The following is an 18,260-nucleotide window of genomic DNA, read 5'->3' as shown; positions in this document are numbered from 1 at the left end:
GCCATGCGGCGGATGGTCGCAAGTTCTGCTTCGACGCATCTCACAGTCGGGGCCGCGGGCGCAGCGGGTTCCATTACAATGGTAGCCCTTAATTCCGGGGCTGGAATGCTGTCGCAACATGCAAACGGCAATCTCTCGAGGGTGAAAAATCCTCGGGAGATGTCAATGAAGTTGGACAGGAAGAAACTGCCCGCCAGCCGATGGCGGACCGACCGTCGCACGAGCGTCGTGCGCCGGTACCCGATGCGCGCGGTTACGACGCACGCAAGTCCCGCCAGCGAGCGGCCGTCCGTGAATGGTGCCTTGTGGTGGCCCTCAAGGCTGATGCTGAAAGCGGTCGGGACGTTCGCCGTCTGCAGCGACGTTGCATTCCACAGCGTCATTCTCTCGTTGATGTCCTGGACGGTTGCCCAGGTGTTGGAGGGGTGCGCCGCTTACGCGCAAGGCATGTATCCTTACGCGCTGGACCCCGACGAGCTGCGCGGCCACCATCCGCCTGCTATCATCGAATTGCGAAGCCTCGAAAGCCGCGGCGATGCCGAGAATAGCAACGTCGCATCCCTGGAAAGCCGCGGGAATCGTCGGCAATGATGCGGCTATGGTCGCTGGTCGGATATCGGCGAAGCCGAACGAATCTTGCGGCTGCGCAGGCCTCCGCTCTGCCGGAAATGCTGCGTGCGCGCCGCTGGCCGCCATGGGCTTGCGCAGCGCTCCTCTTGATCGCCACCGGTGCAGCTACGCAAACCATCCCGACCGCTCCCGCTTCGCGCCCAATTCCCATCGCCGATCAGGAGCCGATCACGCCCATTCCAGAGCCTACCGCGACCGATCCGCTCAAGCTTGTCCTCGGAGAGCGGTTGTTTGCGGACACCCGCCTGTCGAATGATGGGAAGCTGGCGTGCTCCTCTTGTCATGACATCACTACCAATGGCGCCAGCCGCGATTCCGCGATGGTGAGACATGACGGTTCAGATGCTCCATTTGATACATTGACGATCTTCAACGCGGCGCTCAGCTTCCGCCTGAACTGGGAAGGCAATTACCGCACGCTCGAGTCGCAGGCCGAATCGTCCCTGGAAAATCCGGCCAATATGGCGACCAGCATGGAGGACATCGTCGCCAGGCTGAATGCCGATCCCGAAATGGTGCGGCAATTTCGTGCCGCCTACGGCCGGGCGCCGGACCGCGCGTGCGTCCTCGACGCATTGGCGACCTTTGAGAAATCGCTGATTACGCCGGGAAGCCGCTTTGATCGTTGGCTCGCCGGAGATACGTCCGCATTGTCAGCCGCGGAGCTTCGCGGTTACGAAATATTCAAGTCGTTTGGCTGCATCTCCTGCCACCAGGGAGTGAATATCGGCGGCAATCTGTTCCAGCGCCAGGGGATATTCCGTCCGCTGGTCCACGCGAAGCCTGATGTGGTCCGCGTGCCGAGCCTGCGCAATGTGGCGACGACGGCGCCCTATTTTCATGACGGCAGTGCGGCCACGCTCGAGGAGGCGGTGCGCAAGATGGCGGCGGCGCAGCTCGACCGCACCTTGACCGATGACCAGGTCACCGCGCTCGTCGCGTTCCTGCAGACGCTGACAGGAAACTACCGTGGCATACCCGTCAAGGGATCGCCGCCATGACGCCGCTTCGCGCCCTCTCGATCGTATTCGCGCTCGTCCTGCTGCTGACCTGGCTGTCGCTGCGCGCGATCAATCCGGAGGCCGAGCAGTTCGATCGCGCGCTCGCCGAACTTGAGCGTTTTGCAATGCTGGACAGCTCGCTCTATCGCGACGTTTTCACTGCGCGCGCCGGCACCCTGCGCAACTACGATCCGCTGGTTCGTGAGATCAATGCGATGCACAAATCGCTCGACCGCTTGCGACAGTCGGCGGCCATCGACGCCGAAACGAGCGAGGCGGTGGGCCGCCTTGAGGCGTCGCTTGCGCGACAGGAGGAGCTCGTTGAACGATTCAAGAGCGACAATGCACTCCTGCACAATTCGCTGACGTTCTTCGAGCGCTTCAGCCTTCACGCGACGGCGGGCGATCTCGGGCCTTCGATCAGCGCCGCCGCGGCGGCGATGCTGCAGCTCACCCTCGACACGTCGGACAGCGCGGTACGCGAGGTCAAGGATCGACTGGACAGCCTCGCCGATCGGGCGCGCCCGTTCGATGGCGATGTCATCGGACCGTTGCTGGCGCATGGACGGCTGCTCCAGGGCCTGCTGCCCGCGGTCGATGGCGTGCTGAAGGAGATGCGGGCGATCCAGCCGAGGCTTGAGCAGGATCAGCTCCGCAGCCTGCTCCTCGTGCGGCAAAACGAGTCGAGAGCCACGGCACGGGAATTTCGTTGGCTGCTCTACGTGACATCGCTGGTCCTTGTCGCGTTCCTGGTGCACCTCGGTCTTCGCGTGCGTTCGCATGCGAGGGCGCTTGAACGCCGCGCGACGTTTGAGCATGTGATTGCGGGCATTTCGATGCGCTTCATCGACGTGCTGCCCGAGAACCTGGATGGCGAGATCGAACGCGCCCTTGCCGACTTGATGCTGTGCACCGGCTGCGACCGTACCTATGTTGTGTGGTCCGGGACTACCCCTCGGCTGTACGGCTGGTCGAGGGCGGGCAGGGACTTTCCTCCCGGCTGGCCGGAAGGCGCGCCGGCACTTGCGGCTCGATTCGCGCCCACCGTGGACGGCGTGGTCCACGTCCCGAACGTCAATTCGTTGCCGGTCGGCGCAGACAGAAGGGCGTTGATGGATGTTGGCCTCGGTGCGTGGGCCTGCGTGACCGGCGTCGACCAGGAGGGCACCAGCGTTGCGCTGGGTTTTGACACGATTGGCCGCCCCTGCCGGGTGACGGATACCGTCGAACTCAGTCTTTTGCGCATGGCGCTCGATATCATCATGTACGCCGTTGGGCGGCACGCGATGGAACGGGAACGATGGCGCCTCGAGGAGCGCCTGCAGCAGGCGCGCCGCATGGAGCGGATCGGCACGTTCACAAGCGGCATCGCCCATAACTTCAACAATATCCTCGGCGGGATCCTCGGCCACTCCGAAGTGATCGAGGAACAGCTCGGCCAGAACAACCGCTTCGCGCAGAATCTCCGTGCGATCCGCCGCGGGGCAGAGCGGGCGCGCGACCTGGTCGAGCAGATACTCCTGTTCGGACGGCACCGCGACGCGCGGCGCAGGCCGCTCAGTGCGCATAGCCTCGTGACGGAAGCGGTTTCGCTGCTGAACGTTTCGCTGCCCGGCAACGTCGATCTCGCGATCCGCGAGCCGCTGGCGACCGCTATCGTGTCGGGCGAGCCTGCGCAGTTGCAGCAGGTGATCCTCAACCTCTGCAACAATGCCGCGCAGGCGATCGGCGATCACGGCCGTGTCGAAATAGCGATGGACATCCGCGAAATCACCGAAATCCGTTCGCTCAGTCACGACACGCTTCAGCCGGGCCGCTATGTCTGTATCGTGGTCACCGATACCGGCCGCGGCATGGACGATGCGACACTGGCGCGGATCTTCGAGCCGTTCTTCACCACCCGTTCTTCCGGAAACGGATTGGGACTGGCGACGGTGCGCGAGATCGTACATGAGCATGGCGGGGCGATGAACGTGCAGAGCGTTCCCGGCAAGGGCAGCCGCTTCGAGGTTTGGCTGCCTTGCGTGGCGATGGCCGCGCCGATCTCGGACATCAAGCCGGCGATGCTGCCGGTGGGAAAAGGCGAGACCGTGATGATGGTCACCAGCGATCAGGCGCGATTGCTGCGGGACGAGGAAACGCTGGCGGCGATCGGCTACGAGCCGGTTGGATTCGGCACCGCTGCGGCGGCGTGCGCCGCATGCAGCGCCAAGCCCGACCGGTTCGATGCGGCGATCGTCGGCTATTTCGGATCGACGGCGGCGTCGCTGGAAGCGGCGGCGGCGCTGCATGCAGCGGCGCCACAGCTTGCGATCGTGTTAGCGGCGAGATCGACCGAGGAGATCGGCGCCGACACTTTGGTGGCCGCCGGCATCAGCGACGTCGTGCATTGGCCGCTTGTCACGTCGGAAGTCGCGGCTGCGCTCAGCAATTGCGCAGCACGCAGGGAGCCGGAAGCAAAACCGCAAGTCCGCTCATTGCGTGCGTCGCGTCCCGAACCCGCGGACGCGGGCTCGCCATCGCTGTCGTCGCGGCTACGGCGTCCGATCGGCCCGCGGCGGCAGCCTTATGCCAAGTCTTAGCGCTTCGGTTCTGACGGAATCAGAACCGAAGCGGTAGATTCTTGTTTGACGCGTTTTCTTCACGCGAACCGGTGTCCACTTCGCTCGAAAACGCTCTGGCCCCTACGCCACCATATCGCGGACCAGGGGCACGACCTTGCGACCGTAGAGCTCGATGCTGCGCATCAGCTTTTCGTGCGGCAACGGGCCGGCCGAGTATTTGAGCTGGAAGCGCGCGATGCCGAGCGCCTTGACGGTGGCGGCAATCTTTCGTGCGACCGTCTCGGGCGAGCCGACATAGAGCGATCCGTGGTCGGCCTCGCGCACGAACTCGTCGCGGCCCATTGGCGGCCAGCCGCGCTCCCTGCCGATACGGTCGCGCATGGCCTTGTAGTCGGCGAACAGCTCTTCGCGCGCTTGCTCATCGCTGTCGGCCACATACCCCGGCGAATGCACCCCGATCGGCTTGACCGGGCGGCCGAGTTGCTTGAACGCGCGGTGGTAGAGTTCGACATAGGGCGCGAAACGCTTGGGGTCGCCGCCGATGATCGCGAGCATCAGCGGCAAGTCATAGCGTGCGGCGCGCACCACCGACTCCGGGCTGCCGCCGACGCCGATCCAGGTTTTCAGCCGGCCGTGCTCGACCTGTGGAAACACGAGCTGGTTGTTCAGCGGGGCGCGCAGCTTGCCCTGCCAGGTCACCGGCTCCTGCTTCAACAATTCGACGAACAGGTCGAGCTTCTCCTCGAACAGCGCCTCGTACTGGTTGAGGTCGAAGCCGAACAGGGGAAAGGATTCGGTGAACGAGCCGCGGCCGAGGATCACCTCGGCGCGGCCGTTCGAGGCCGCATCGACGGTCGAAAAGCGCTGGAACGCGCGGATCGGATCATCCGAGCTCAGCACCGTCACGGCGGAGCCGAGCCGGATTCGCCTGGTGCGTGCTGCGATCGCCGCCAGCACCACTTCGGGCGCGGAGATCGCGAAATCAGCGCGATGGTGCTCGCCAAGGCCGATGAAATCGATCCCGATCTCGTCGGCAAGAACAGCTTCGTCAATAACATTGCGGATCACCTGCGCATGCGGCAGCGGTGCGCCGGCGGCATCACGGGTGACGTCGCCAAAAGTATCGAGCCCAAATTCCAGCGATGTGGTCATTGTCATATTCCGGTTTGGCACGGCTGGTGCGGCGCGCCGCGAGCTTCCAATCTGCAAAAAGGGGAGGGCCGGCCCGGACGGGCAGGCGTCGGTTGACTTCACCGCGACATAATGACTGGCCGGTGACTGGCAAGCCCAGGCCGTGAAACGCTCGGTTTCCGGCCTTTTGCCCAACAATCGGCGCTTGCGCTCCCGATCAGCCATCACCTGGAGCAGGAACCTGACTTCCGCTGGGGCGTTTCAACCGAGCGGTGGGAGCAGATGAACGTTCGGATAGAGAAGGTGCAATCGGCCGAGACAATATTGCTGCCCCGCAGCTCATCCGTGCTCGTTCCGGGCGCCACCATCTGGAGAAAATGCGACGCCGGTCGCGTCGCCGTCCTGAACGACGCCGCGGAATATTTTGGTGTCTTGCGGGAGGCGCTGCTGCTCGCCGAGAGGCAGGTCTTCATCATCGGGTGGGACATCCACTCCGAGACTCCGCTTGTCGGGCCATCCGGCGTGGCCGACGACGGCTTGCCAGATACGCTTGGTCCGTTCCTCAAGGCCCTGGTCGAGCAGAAGGACAATCTCGACATCAACATCCTGGTCTGGGATTTCGCGGCACTCTATGCGCGGGAGCGGGAGCGCCATTCGGCCAGGAAATTGGCCAGCCCCACCAACCGCGTCCACATCTGCCTGGATTCCAGCCTGCCGCTCGGCTCGGCGCAGCACCAGAAATTCGTCGTGATCGACAATTCGCTCGCCTTCGTCGGCGGGCTCGACCTCACGATCCGGCGCTGGGACACATCCGAACATGCGCTACATCATTCTTTCCGCAAGGATCCGGCCGGTGTTGCCTATCCGCCGTTCCACGACGTGCAGTGCATGGTGGATGGCGCCGCGGCGAGAGCGCTTGGCGAACTCGCGATCCGGCGCTGGAACGCGGCGGGCTGCGGCACGATGCCGATCGCGATCTACCATGCAGAGCGATGGCCAGACTCGGTCGCTTCGCAAGCCGAAAACATTCCGCTCGGCATCGCGCGAACGGAACTCGGAACGCGCTTTGGGCCCCCGGTGCACGAGGTCGAGCGGCTGTTTTACGCGTCGATCGCCACGGCAAAAAAGCTGATCTACATCGAGAACCAGTTCACCAGCTCAGCCGAGATCGCCGAGGCGCTCGCAAGGCGGATGCGCGAGGTACCGGAGCTGCGCGTCCTGATCGTCACCCCGAAGCGGCACGCATCATGGCTGGAGTCGCGGACCATGCAAAGCGGTCGCGGCGACTTTGTCGGTCCGTTCCATCGCGCCGAGGTCGCCTCGCGCATTCGCATGCTCTATCCGCTGACAAGAGACGGCGACGATGCTGTTCCCGTCATGGTCCACAGCAAGCTCATGACGATCGACGATGAATTCCTGCGGATCGGCTCGTCCAATATCAACAACCGCTCGATGGGGGCTGATACCGAATGCGATCTGTGCTTCGAGGCCACCGATGACGGACATCGCCGGTTCATCCGCAATGTCCGCCATCGGCTGCTCGCGCATCACTGCGGGTTAAGCGAAAGCGCGATCGCGGCCAATGAGGAATGTCTGCTTGAATTCCTTGACGCGCATGTCGCATCGCGCGCCGAGAAGGTGCTGCTTCCCGTGGATCTGGAGGATGCCCGGTTTGGTCCGTTCACCGAGATCCTGCAGCCGATCGCCGATCCGAAGGAGCCGCTCGATCTGCAGCGCGCGGCGGATCGGACGTGGACGGCAAGGACGATGGCGGTCGTCCTGGGAATCATCGCGTCGCTCGTGCTGCTGACGCTGGCCTGGCGTTACTCGTTCCTGAGCAGCTATACGGATGTCGGTTACGTGGCGGGCTTGATCGGAAAATATGCGCAATCACGGCTAGGTCCGCCGGCTGCCGTTCTTGCGTTCCTCGTCGGCGGCCTCGTGATCTTCCCTGTCGTCGTCCTGATCGCCGCGACCGCCGCCGCGCTTGGGCCCGTCAAGGGGTTTGTCGCGGCTGCCGTCGGCGTGCTGTCGAGCGCCACATTGCTGTTCTTCATCGGGCGCGTTCTTGGCCAGGAGCGCCTGCAATCGATGCTCGGACGTCGCGCCCTGCGGGTCCAGGAACGCATCATCGGCAAAGGCGTGCTCGCGATCGCGATGATTCGCATGGTGCCGGTGGCGCCATTCTCCGTGGTCAATGTGCTGGCCGGCGCCAGCCGTCTCAGGCTGACCGATTTCCTGATCGGTACCGCGTTCGGCATGGCGCCCGGGATCATCGCGATGGCCGCGCTTGGTGCGCAGATTGCGGACTTTGCGAGGCACGCCTCCTGGTGGGGCGCGCTGCAGCTTGGATTGATCATCGCGATCTGGCTGCCGCTCTGCCTGGCAGCGCAATTCGTCGTGACATGGTTTGCCGGGCGGCGCAGATGACCGACGTGATCCGGGTGATGACGTGGAACGTGCACGGCACGTTCAACCTGAACAGCAGGTTCGACCTCGATGGCGTCTGTTCTATCTTACGAAAATGGTCGCCCGATATCGTGGCGCTGCAGGAGATCGATTCGCGTGGTGCGACGGAGGATCCGTTCCTGCGGCTCGTCGGCGTCATCGGCGTGCATCGCGTGGAAGCGCGCTCGATCGTCACCGAGGATGGCGATTATGGTCAGGTCCTCCTGAGCCGCTATCCTTTCATTGGCTCTCCCATCATCACCGACGTATCCTATCAGGAACGCGAGCCGCGCCGCGCGATCTCCGCAACGGTCGATACACCCCTCGGTCACGTGTCGGTCGTTGCGACGCATCTTGGATTGAGCATCCATGAAAGGCACGCCCAGGCGCTGGCGCTGGCTGATCTCGCCAAGGCGCCGCGGACCATCGTGCTCGGCGATTTCAACGATTGGTTCTGGGTGAAATCGGTGCGGCGCGTGCTGGTCCGATCTTGTCCGGTGCGGACACGGCTGCGGACCTTTCCCTCCCGCTTGCCGCTTCTTCGTCTCGACCGCATCTATGTCGATCGTGACGGCGACATCCTCAAAGCCTGGACCGATCGCGAAGCGAGGCGCTACTCGGACCATCTCCCCGTTGTGGCGGATATCGTGTTCGCTGGATAGGCGCGCGAGCGGCGCGGGATCATTCCGTCCATTTTTGATGATCGGCGTAGAAGGCGCCTCGCGCCGTGCTTCAAAAATTTGGATAGCCATTTCATTGACCAAAACGGGCTTTCCCGGGATATTCGATGCAGCAGATTGTGCTGCTTCGGGGTTACCGCATGAGAGCAAGAGACCGGAAAGTGGTGGGCGATATGCGCAAGCGCATGACCCGTCGCTGTGTCTCGGCGGCGACCGGAGCCTGTTGCTGATTCCCGCCTAGTTACCGACCTCAACCATGAATCAGACGGGAGCGCCGCAGCAGCGGCGAACGAGCACACATGTCCAAAGCCTATGTCATCGAAGTTTCCAACCAGACCGCCGGCATCGTCGTGGGTGACGAGCGCGGCTTCCGCTTCTTTTCTTCCGAACGCGCGTTCGACAGTCTCGAGGGCGGCCATTTCGGCTCGGCCCGCGCCGCGGAACGCGCAGCACGGGCGCTGATCGAGCGGCGGCGACGCCCCGACAATCGAACGGCATTCTGACCGCACATGAGAGGACGGATCATGACCGCAAGACAAGGCCGCCGGGTTCGTAGCATGTGTGGCGAGCCACTGCTGACGGTCGAGAACCAACTGATCGGCTGGAGCCTTTGCATCGGCGTGGTGGCGCTGATGATCCTGGTCGCGATCAATCACTTCGTGCCGATCGCGGTGTAGGCCGCGAGGTCATCTCTCCCGCTCGCGGGAGAGGGAGTACGGCAATCTTCAATGCGCGCCGCCGGCGGCGCCGCCGCCCTTCGGCTTGCCGGTCAAGAGAATCGCGATGCCGGCGAGCACGAGCACGAAGCCCAGCACGGCGAATGTATCGCTGTATCCCATCACCAGCGCCTGGCGTTTCACGGCGTTGCCGAGCGCGATGATCGCCTGGTGCCTTGCGGCTGCCGGATCGGCCATGCCATGGGCCATGAAGTAGTTCGTCATCTCGGCGAGGCGCTGACGCACCTCCTCGCGCGCGAGGTCAACCGACTGACCGATGATGTTGGAATGGAACTGCTCGCGCTTGGTGGCGATGGTCGCAAGCAGTGCGGTGCCGATCGCGCCGCCGAGGTTGCGCATCATGTTGGAGATGCCGGAAGCGGCCGCTGCATCCTGCGGCGCGACGCTGCCGAGGCTCACGGCGCTGAGCGGGGCCAGCATCAAGGCCTGGCCGATGGCGCGGATGATGTTGGGGACGAAGAGCTGGTCGCCGGCATAGTTGAGCGACATCTGCGTGTTCATAAAGCAGCTTGCCGCGAACAGCGCCATCCCTACGGCCGCGATATAGCGGGCATCGAAGCGCTGCATCAGTTTCGGCACCAGCGGGATCAGGATGAGCTGCGGCAGGCCGGTCCACGCCAGCACCTGGCCGATCTGCTCGGCGTTGTAGAGTTGCACCTGGCCGAGATAGGCCGGCAAGAGATAGACCGAGCCGAACAGCGCAAAGCCGACGAACACGGCCGAAATCGTGCCGAAGCCGAAACTGCGCTGGGCGAGCAGCCGCAGCCGGATCAGCGGCTTCTCCACGACGAGTTCGATGATCACGAACAGCGACAGGCTGACCGCGGCGACAATCGCAAGCTTCACGATGAAGGGCGAGCCGAACCAATCGTCCTTGTTGCCTTCCTCCAGCACGGTCTGCAGCGCCGAGAGGCCGATCGCCATGGTCGCGATCCCGAGCCAGTCGCCCTCGCGCAACAGGCCGAGCTGCATCGGCTGCCGCTCCAGCGTCAAATAGAGCATGGTCACCATGACCGCGGTCGGCACCACGTTGACGAAGAAGATGGTCTGCCAGCCGTAGTTCTCGGTGAGATAGCCGCCGATGGTCGGGCCGATTGCCGGCGCAAAGGTCACGGCGATCGAGAACATCGCAAGGCCGATCGGCTGCTGCGCCTTGGGCAGCTTGGTGAACACCAGCGTGAACGCCATCGGGATCAGGACGCCGCCGAAAAAGCCTTGCAGCGCGCGCATCGCGATCATCGATGGCAGGTCATGGGTGAAGGCGCAGGCGACGGAGAAGATGGCAAACAGCGTGGCGTGGCCGATCATGATGTTGCGGAACGAGAACACGCGGCTGAGATAGTCGGTGAGCGGGATCACCACGATCTCGCCGATCAGGTATGACGTCGAGATCCAGGAACCGTTGTCGACGCCGGTGCCGATGCCGCCCTCGATGTTGAGGAGCGAGGCGTTGGTGATCTGGATGTTGAGGATCGCCATGAAGGCGCCGATCATCGCCGCGAGTATGGAGATCCACACCGTGGCGCTGGCCCGGTTCGGGTCGACAGCCGCACGCGGCAGGGGGGCTGTGGCCGATAATGTGAGGTCCGACATGACGTCACCTCTGGGCAATCGAAGTCGTTGGCTTCGGCGTTGCGACCGGCTGCTGCAGGGCGTCGCTGTGCGACTGTGTATCGATCGTCGGGATCACCGACATGCCGGGGCGCAATTCGACCGGCGTGGAGTCGAGCAGGATTTTCACGGGGATGCGCTGCACCACCTTGGTGAAATTGCCGGTGGCGTTGTCCGGCGGCAGTAATGCGAACTCCTGGCCGCTGGCCGGCGCGAGTGAATCGACGTGGCCGTGCACGACCTGGCCCGGGAACATGTCGACGGAAATGTCCGCCTTCTGTCCCTTGCGGACGTCGGTGAGCTGGGTCTCCTTGAAGTTCGCCACCACATAGGCGCCGGTCGCCGGCACCAGCGACATCAGTTGCGTGCCGGCCTGCACGAACTGACCGACGCGCAGCGTGCGGTTGCCGACCACGCCGTCGATCGGCGCTGTGATCGTGGTGTAGCCGAGGTTCAGCTCGGCCTGTTGTTCGATGGCCTCGGCGCGCGCGGTCGCCGCCACCGCCTGCGTGATCTCCGCCTTCAGCAGTTCGACCTGCTTTCGCGCCGAAGCGAGGTTGGCGATGTCGCGCTGGACGGCGGCTTGCGCGCTGGCGTGGCGCGATTGCGCCTGTTGCGCGTTCTGCACGCTGCCATAGCCGGTGGTGGCGAGGTCGGTGTAGCGCTTGTTCTCCTGCGCGGCGAAGGTCTGCGTCGCGGTGTCGACGTCGAGCGTCGCCTTCGCGGCCTCGATCACCGCCTGCTGGACGTCGAGCTGCGCATGCTTGCTGGCAACGGCGGCCCGGGCGGCTTCGACATCGGCTTTGGCCTGGTTCAGCGCCACCTTGAAATCACGCTCGTCGATCCGCGCCAGCACCTGGCCGGCCTTCACGCGCTCATTGTCGCCGACCAGCACCGCGCTGAGATAGCCCGACACCTTCGGCGCGATCGTGGTGTTGTCGGCTTTGACATAGGCGTCATCGGTGGAGACGAGGAAGCGGCCGATGGTCCAGTAGTCCCAGCCGTACCAGGCGGCGCCCGACAGCGCGGCGACGGCGATGCCCGCGAAAGCGATCCGCCGCAGCCTGCCCTTGATCGATGCCGAGGCAACCGGGGCGGGGACGACCGGCTCCGGCGTCGGCGCGAGCCGCTGCACTTCGGCGACCGAGAGCGGGCGTTCGACCTCTAGCGTCGGGGAATGCTGGTTCATGACGGCCCTCCTGACTTTCTATCCCCTTGCCAGGACTGGATAATTTCAGGTCACGGGCATGGGACAATTAGGAAACTTGATGTTTTCCAAAATAGGCGCCATATTGGGTCTGTCAATGGAATGACAGGCGTCATCTTAAAGCATGGCTCAATGGCATGACGGTCACGACAAGACAGGGCAGAGTGGACAAAGGCGCTGCGGCACCCGAGCGTCGCAGCCGGGGCAGGCCGCCGCTGCGTTCCGATGACGAGACGCGGATGGTGATCTTTGATGCCGCGCGGCGGGAATTCGCCGCCAGCGGCTTCGCGGCGACCAGCATGGATGACGTGGCGCGTCGCGCCGGCGTTTCGACGAAGACGCTCTACCGGCTCGTTTCCGGCAAGCAGGCCCTGTTCGAGGGGATGGTCGCGGACCGGATGGACCGGTTCATTTCGGGCGTGCGGCTGCGCGCCTGCGACGGCAGCAACATCAAAGGTGCGTTACGCGAGGCCTGTCTTGCCTGCGCCGAACTGATCCTGGATGGCGAGGTGATCGCGCTGCAGCGCCTGATCCTCGCCGACAGCGACAAATTCCCCGATATAGCGGAGAGCTTCTACAAGAGTGCGATGCGGCGAACGGTGACTACGCTGGCAAACTGGTTGCGGACGCAACAGGAGCGCGGCCTGATCGCGCTTCGGGAGATCGATCCGGAGGCGGCGGCCGGCATGCTGCTTGGCATGGTCGTCTTCGCGCCGCAGCGTGCTGTATTGTTCGGCCGTGAAGCACCGCCCGACCGTGCCGAACTCGAGCGCCGCGCTGAGGCCTGCGCGACTCTGTTCCTCGAAGGCTGTGCCGTCCAGCGTTGACCCGCCTGTCCTGTGGAGAGCTGTCCCAATCGGGTCCATAAATGGAACTTTGTGCCGAGTTCCCAGTTTGTCAAAGTTGGGGACGGGCATCTTGTCACGGCACGGACATGGCTCGCAAAAATTTGGTTCGGACGTCAATCCTGACAATTCTCCTCGTCGTTCCAGCGGGAGCCTCGATGGCCCGCGATGACGGGCGCTATTCCAACTCGCCACTCAAACCCTGGTTCGATAGTCTGAAGAGCAAACTCGGCCCTTGCTGCTCGGACGCCGACGGCGTCGCGGTGGCCGATCCGGATTGGGAGTCCAAGGATGGGCATTACCGGGTCCGTCTGGAGGGACAATGGATCATGGTGCCGGATGAGGCCGTGATCACCGAGCCGAACCGCGCTGGCCGGACCATGGTCTGGCCGATGAAGGGCACCACGGGAATCACGATCCGCTGCTTCATGCCGGGAAGCATGACGTAGAGGTCTTGTGCGCGTAGCCCGGGTGGAGCGAACGCGTAACCCGGGACGCCTGCATGGGTATCGTAGAGTTACACACCGCTAAAACGACTCCGCCCAGGGGCGGAGGTCGAGCTCAAGGGTCCAGGCGCTGCGGTGCTGATGGTGCAGCACCCAATAGGCGTCGGCGATGGCGGCGATGTTGAGCAGGCCGTCCGGCCCGCGCTCCTCCTTCAATTGCGGCCGCAGGCTCATGAGCCGATCGCCCGCGATGCCGCCGTCGATCACGACATGGCCGACATGGATGCCCTGGGGTCCGAATTCCCGCGCGATGCTCTGCGCCATCGCGCGCAGCGCCGCCTTGGCGGCGGCAAAGGGCGCGAAATGAGCCTTGCCGCGCAGCGAACCGCTCGCTCCCGTGAACACCAGCGTGCCGCCGCCGCGCGACAGCAATGCGGGAATCGCCGCCTGCGCGAGGTGAAAGCCGCCGAGCGCATGCTCGCGCCAATGTGACTCGAACTGCTCTTCGCTTATCTTCAGGAAGGGCGCCCACCGGTTCGAGCCGGCATTGTGCACCGCCATTGCAAGCGGCGCGAGCTGTTGCGCCGCTGCCACGAAGCGGGCGACATCGCCGGGCTTGGAGACATCGCCGACGACATGGGCAACCTTGGCGCCGGCGGCCGCAAGCTCCGCCGCGGTCGCCGCGAGCTTCTCGGCATTGCGGCCTGCGATTGCGACCGGGTATCCGCCCGCGGCGAACCGGCGAGCGATCGCCGCGCCCACCCCCTGGGACGCGCCGACGCCCGCGATCAGCACGCTGCCCTGCGGCGCCGTCGGTTCGAGAATGGATGGGCTCGCCATGATATGTTCCCCTGGCTTTGAATGACGGGCATAATACAAGAGGGGCTGATATAGGCGGACGTCCGGTCGATGCGAAGTCCCACCGCCGATCATCTTTTTGGCATGCGCTTGGGCTGATTGCCCGTCATTGCGAGGAGCGAAGCGACGAAGCAATCCATGCCGCAACAAGCGGAGAGGTGGATTGCTTCGCTCGCTCGCAATGACGGGGAGCTCGGAACCGCGCTCTACGCGTCCTCCGGCTTCTGCGGATTTCCGAGCCGCGCGAAGACGACGGCGAGGATGCATCCAGCGACGATGCCGAAGGTGAGATCCTTGAAGATCGTCAGTGCGAAGGTCGGCACCAGCACCACGCCGCTGCGCCAGTCCTTCACCACGCGGACGAACTCCTCCTTCTCCGCCATGTACCAGCACACCACGACCAGGACACCGGAGAGCGCCGCGAGCGGGATGTAGCGCGCCAGGGGCGCTGCAACGAGCATGAACAGCAGCAGATAGACGGAATGCAGCATGCCGGACAGCGGGCTGCGGCCGCCGGCGCGGATATTGGTTGCCGTGCGCGCGATGGTGCCGGTGACGCTGATGCCGCCGAACAAGGCGGAGGCGATGTTGGCAATGCCTTGTGCGACCAACTCCATGTTGGAACGGTGCCTGCGACCGGTCATGCTGTCGGCGACTTTTGCCGACAGCAGGCTCTCGACGCCGCCGAGCAACGTGAACGAGAACGCCGCCGGCAAGACCTTCAGCAGAAGGTCGTAGGAGATATCAGGCACCTGCGGCGCCGGCAGGCTGTGGGGGATTTCACCGAAACGGGTGCCGATGGTCTCGACCGGCAGTTGCAGCACCAGCGCCACGACCGAGGCGATCGCAATGGCGATCAGCATTCCCGGCCAGGTCGGCCGCCACTGCCGCACCGCGAAGATGATCGCCGCCGTCCCGGCACCAACGCCGAGTGCGGCCCAATTCAGGGTCGGAAGCGCACGGCCAAGCACAATCAGCTTTGCGAGCAGGGGCCCCGGCTCGGGACCGGCGAGCGTCAGTCCGAACAGGTCCGTGATCTGGCTCGCAAAAATGGTCACCGCGATTCCGCAGGTGAAGCCGACGGTCACGGGATGCGGCATGTAACGGATCAGCGAGCCGAGACCGGTCGCGCCGACCAGGGTCAGCATCACGCCGGACACCAGCACGGTAAGCAACAGGCCGTTGACGCCCAGCTGGGCGACGGTCGCCGCCACCAGCACGATGAAGGCGCCTGCCGGTCCGCCGATCTGAAATCGGCTTCCGCCGAGCGCCGAGACCAGAAAACCGCCGACGATGGCGGTGAAAAGCCCCCGTTCTGGGGTCACGCCGGAGGCCACCGCGATCGCCATCGAGAGCGGCAGCGCGACTACGGCCACGGTGAGGCCCGCAACGGCATCCTGGCGGAGTTTGTCGAGGCTGTAGCCCTCGCCCAGGGCGGTCATGAGCTTGGGGCGATAGAGATGGGCCGTCGAAGAACCGTCGGGCATGGTGTCAACCAGGAGAAATGCGAGTTTCTTGAATGCAAACTAGCCGAATCGAGCAGGGCAAGAAAATGCGCTCGATCAACAATCCTGCCCGGACAAATACGGGGTTGACCGCAATTTCCCGCCTAGGCTGCAATCCTCCGATATGCGACCGCAGCGCGCCGCAGCAGCCGCTGTTTTTCCTTCTTGTCCAGCAGCTCGAGCGGTTTCCGCTGGTGGCCCGCAGGGCGGGTCCCGACGCGCTGTTGCAGGCCTGCCACGAGCGCCCGCGCAGCCTCGGCGTCGTGCAGTTCGCCGAGAATCTGCTGCGCCTTGCGTAGCTGCTTCACGATCGCGCGCCATGGGGCGAAGTCCTTCTTTGCCAGCACGTCTTCGGAGAACTCGATCGCATAGCGCAGCCGTTTGCTGGCCAGGCGAACGCGGTGCTGCTTGCGCCCGCCCATTTCCTGCAGGCCGCGGCTCTTTTTGACGAGCTTTTCATGCCAGCCGGCGAGCCGGCGCGCGTGGTACTCGGAAGCTGGCGATGCGCGGAGCCGCACCAGGCGGTGCTCGCTCATATGAGACCATGGGCCATGGTTGACCCAATCGACCATATCCTTGAACCAGCGGCGATAGCGATCTGATGTCAGCGCCCGTCTCAACTGGCGCTGGCTCTCGGCCCGGGCTGTCCTGAACAGCCGTTCGCGGGGAGCGTTCCCGATCGCGACATCAAGGTCGCGCGTGGCGCCAAGATATCCGTTAAGCCATTTCAATTCGGACTTCAGGCGCGGCCATTCGGAATCCTGCACCATGGGCTCAAAGAAAGCGATCGCCGCGCGAAAACGGGTCAGCGCCACACGCGTCTGATGCACGGCGACGGTATCGCCGTTACGGGCGCCGCGATGATGAGCCTTGACGTCTTCGAGGCAGGCGGAGCCCACGAGACGAAACACGGTCGCGCAGGGCATCTCTCCGCTCAGCCGTGCACGGGTCCTCTTGGGGCGGAAAATGCGCTCCTTCGCGGACCTTTTCGATCGCTTCATAAGTGGCTCACGTCCCGGATGAGGACCCGCGAATCCTCGTCCGGCGGTTCCTGCCTCGATCAAATGGTTTTTGACGGCAGGCTGTCAAATAGACATTGCGCCAGATCAAGCAGCAATGCGTCGCACCCGCGAACAGTGTCGCGCGGTGCGTTAGCCGCCTGCATCACATTGGCGCGAGACGACACAAACATCCGGAACGACGACGTGTCTTTGGGTATCTTCAAACTTCAGGATGTCTTTCGGCAAAGTTCTGAGATGGCTCACGCCGAAGAAGTACCTCGAAACTTCAACAAGGCTCGAAGTATGACAGTCTCACTGTCAGTTTTTTCGCCGGATTTCTGAAGCGCAGAAGCATATGATGGCGGTTTTGCAAGTAGTCTGCTGTTGCCGTACCAACATGCAGAGATTTACGCCGATGCCGGCTCATCCCGTCGAGTACAACCTTTTCCAGTTGAACTTTCATTGCTTCAACTCTGTGCGGGCAATCTCTCTGACCCGCCCAATGCGTGCCAACCACAAGACGTCGAAAAAATGGGGCAGAAAAAATGGAGGAAGCAATATGACGCAGACCACTGTGACAAAAGTTGCCATTGCGATCCCGGCCTTCGCCTGTGCGGCGCTGCTTTCATTCAACTGGTCTGAACAGCGCGGCGTGACGCTGTCGGTTGAGAGCGCCCAGGCACGGGTCGGCCGCCCGTTGACGCCCGTGAGCGCTGCGGGTGTTGCGCGTCGGCAAACGCGCCGGGCCGCATACGGTGCTGGTATGGCAGGCGCCGCGGCGGTCGGAACGGCTGCGGCAGTCGGAACGGCTGCGGCGGTCGGTGCCACCTCACCCTCCTGGGGATGGGGAGGCGGCCCTTACTACACAGGGGCAGGCTACTATGGAGGTGGCCCCTACTATTCAGGCGCTTACGGTGCCCCGTACTCTGCGCGTCCGATGTACCGGAACGCATTTGCGGGTCCGTATCCGGTCGGCTGGCAGGGCGGCATGAGCAGCCAAGACCGCGACCTGTATTTCCGAAATCTACGCGACTCCGGATATGATAAGAAGAAGGACTTCAACGCGACCGGTAACATCGTGAATCAATAGCATCTGGTCTCTCGTCGTCCATCTTCGTCTTGCCTTCACCTCAGGCTGGGATGACAGTCCCTTGGGGTGAGGCAAGGGTGGTTGAGGGTGTGGCGGCCGCTGTGCGCGTTGAGCGCTGTTTATAGACGCAGCGAGAGAGGCGGTTATTTGGAGCCGCCTCTCTACGGACCAACCGCCATTGATCTTTCATCCGAGAATCGACCAGCGCTCCCGAAGCTGAGACAACACTCGAACAGCTCTTTCACACCTACCGGGCAGGACCTGAGTCAACGGCGTATGCGTGGCAAGGACGCGGTTCGCAGGTGTGTGCGATGGCAGGGTGGTGTTTAGTCATCGCCGCGTTTGCTCATGTCGGTTATGATTCTCGAAGGCTGCCAACTCACCATTGGAATATGGCGTCGCCGACCGCGATGGGGCTGAACAGCGGAAAGGTAGTGTGCGGAAGGTTCTGCAAAAGGCTGAGAGGCTGGAGCGGTCATGGTAAGTCCGGTGATTGCGAAGATCAC

General features: G+C 63.7%; 17 protein-coding genes. 10 read left to right on the top strand and 7 right to left on the bottom strand.

Going from position 1 to position 18,260, the window contains the following annotated elements; all coding sequences use genetic code 11:
* Window positions 1–165 precede the first annotated feature (165 nt).
* The 3 genes from AC5ZGW_RS25765 to AC5ZGW_RS25755 are packed head-to-tail and all read left to right on the top strand — an operon-like array spanning window position 166 to window position 4,213.
* Window positions 166–591 carry a hypothetical protein gene (locus AC5ZGW_RS25765; RefSeq protein ID WP_496113981.1) on the top strand — a complete coding sequence of 142 codons (426 nt, stop codon included), beginning with the start codon at window positions 166–168 and terminating at the stop codon, window positions 589–591.
* Entirely contained in the window at window positions 588–1,631 is a 1,044-nt protein-coding gene (locus AC5ZGW_RS25760) for a cytochrome-c peroxidase (protein ID WP_245474628.1), read from the top strand. Before AC5ZGW_RS25765 ends, AC5ZGW_RS25760 begins: the two co-directional genes overlap by 4 nt.
* Window positions 1,628–4,213: a two-component system VirA-like sensor kinase gene (locus AC5ZGW_RS25755; protein ID WP_130225043.1), complete on the top strand. Its 2,586-nt coding sequence runs from the start codon at window positions 1,628–1,630 to the stop codon at window positions 4,211–4,213. Before AC5ZGW_RS25760 ends, AC5ZGW_RS25755 begins: the two co-directional genes overlap by 4 nt.
* 102 nt (window positions 4,214–4,315) lie before the next feature.
* Here the strand turns inward: AC5ZGW_RS25755 and AC5ZGW_RS25750 are convergent, their stop codons facing one another.
* Window positions 4,316–5,347: an LLM class flavin-dependent oxidoreductase gene (locus AC5ZGW_RS25750; RefSeq protein WP_130225044.1), complete on the bottom strand. Its 1,032-nt coding sequence runs from the start codon at window positions 5,345–5,347 to the stop codon at window positions 4,316–4,318.
* A gap of 261 nt (window positions 5,348–5,608) precedes the next feature.
* On the opposite strand from AC5ZGW_RS25750, the gene AC5ZGW_RS25745 reads away from it, so the two are divergent.
* The 4 genes from AC5ZGW_RS25745 to AC5ZGW_RS25730 all read left to right on the top strand — a co-directional run bounded on the left by AC5ZGW_RS25745 (window position 5,609) and on the right by AC5ZGW_RS25730 (window position 9,131).
* Complete coding sequence (locus tag AC5ZGW_RS25745; protein WP_130225045.1) at window positions 5,609–7,756, top strand: VTT domain-containing protein; 2,148 nt, start codon at window positions 5,609–5,611, stop codon at window positions 7,754–7,756.
* Entirely contained in the window at window positions 7,753–8,436 is a 684-nt protein-coding gene (locus AC5ZGW_RS25740) for an endonuclease/exonuclease/phosphatase family protein (RefSeq protein ID WP_028165693.1), read from the top strand. The genes AC5ZGW_RS25745 and AC5ZGW_RS25740 overlap by 4 nt, the downstream gene beginning before the upstream one ends.
* 317 nt (window positions 8,437–8,753) lie before the next feature.
* Entirely contained in the window at window positions 8,754–8,957 is a 204-nt protein-coding gene (locus AC5ZGW_RS25735) for a hypothetical protein (RefSeq protein WP_130225046.1), read from the top strand.
* Between the two features lie 21 nt (window positions 8,958–8,978).
* On the top strand, window positions 8,979–9,131 hold the full coding sequence (locus tag AC5ZGW_RS25730; RefSeq protein ID WP_165435126.1) for a hypothetical protein: 153 nt from the start codon (window positions 8,979–8,981) through the stop codon (window positions 9,129–9,131).
* A 48-nt stretch (window positions 9,132–9,179) separates the two neighbouring features.
* Here AC5ZGW_RS25730 and AC5ZGW_RS25725 read toward each other — a convergent pair whose 3' ends face one another.
* Complete coding sequence (locus tag AC5ZGW_RS25725; protein ID WP_165435127.1) at window positions 9,180–10,784, bottom strand: DHA2 family efflux MFS transporter permease subunit; 1,605 nt, start codon at window positions 10,782–10,784, stop codon at window positions 9,180–9,182.
* 4 nt (window positions 10,785–10,788) lie between these two features.
* Window positions 10,789–11,991: an HlyD family secretion protein gene (locus AC5ZGW_RS25720; protein WP_130225047.1), complete on the bottom strand. Its 1,203-nt coding sequence runs from the start codon at window positions 11,989–11,991 to the stop codon at window positions 10,789–10,791.
* 257 nt (window positions 11,992–12,248) lie between these two features.
* On the opposite strand from AC5ZGW_RS25720, the gene AC5ZGW_RS25715 reads away from it, so the two are divergent.
* Together AC5ZGW_RS25715 and AC5ZGW_RS25710 are read left to right on the top strand one after the other, a co-directional pair.
* Complete coding sequence (locus tag AC5ZGW_RS25715) at window positions 12,249–12,836, top strand: TetR/AcrR family transcriptional regulator (protein WP_245474629.1); 588 nt, start codon at window positions 12,249–12,251, stop codon at window positions 12,834–12,836.
* Between the two features lie 107 nt (window positions 12,837–12,943).
* Window positions 12,944–13,303 (top strand): hypothetical protein, encoded by a 360-nt coding sequence (locus tag AC5ZGW_RS25710; protein ID WP_028165689.1) that lies wholly within the window; start codon window positions 12,944–12,946, stop codon window positions 13,301–13,303.
* Window positions 13,304–13,381: 78 nt separating this feature from the next.
* Here AC5ZGW_RS25710 and AC5ZGW_RS25705 read toward each other — a convergent pair whose 3' ends face one another.
* From AC5ZGW_RS25705 to AC5ZGW_RS25695, 3 genes are all read right to left on the bottom strand, one after another.
* The gene (locus tag AC5ZGW_RS25705) at window positions 13,382–14,140 is read right to left on the bottom strand and encodes an SDR family NAD(P)-dependent oxidoreductase (RefSeq protein WP_496113980.1); all 759 of its coding nucleotides are present in this window, start codon (window positions 14,138–14,140) and stop codon (window positions 13,382–13,384) included.
* A gap of 224 nt (window positions 14,141–14,364) precedes the next feature.
* Entirely contained in the window at window positions 14,365–15,645 is a 1,281-nt protein-coding gene (locus AC5ZGW_RS25700; RefSeq protein WP_130231626.1) for a SulP family inorganic anion transporter, read from the bottom strand.
* A 122-nt stretch (window positions 15,646–15,767) separates the two neighbouring features.
* Complete coding sequence (locus AC5ZGW_RS25695; protein WP_130231628.1) at window positions 15,768–16,589, bottom strand: CHAD domain-containing protein; 822 nt, start codon at window positions 16,587–16,589, stop codon at window positions 15,768–15,770.
* A gap of 430 nt (window positions 16,590–17,019) precedes the next feature.
* Between AC5ZGW_RS25695 and AC5ZGW_RS25690 the strand changes: the two genes are divergently transcribed.
* Window positions 17,020–17,754, top strand: coding sequence for a hypothetical protein (locus AC5ZGW_RS25690; RefSeq protein ID WP_349645145.1), 735 nt, complete (start codon window positions 17,020–17,022; stop codon window positions 17,752–17,754).
* A 326-nt stretch (window positions 17,755–18,080) separates the two neighbouring features.
* Here AC5ZGW_RS25690 and AC5ZGW_RS25685 read toward each other — a convergent pair.
* On the bottom strand, window positions 18,081–18,260 hold a 180-nt coding region (locus AC5ZGW_RS25685; protein WP_496113979.1), incomplete at its 5' end, for a hypothetical protein.

It is taken from the genome of Bradyrhizobium sp. Crot121 (assembly GCF_059512385.1).
This window is presented reverse-complemented; position numbering and strand designations above follow the sequence as displayed.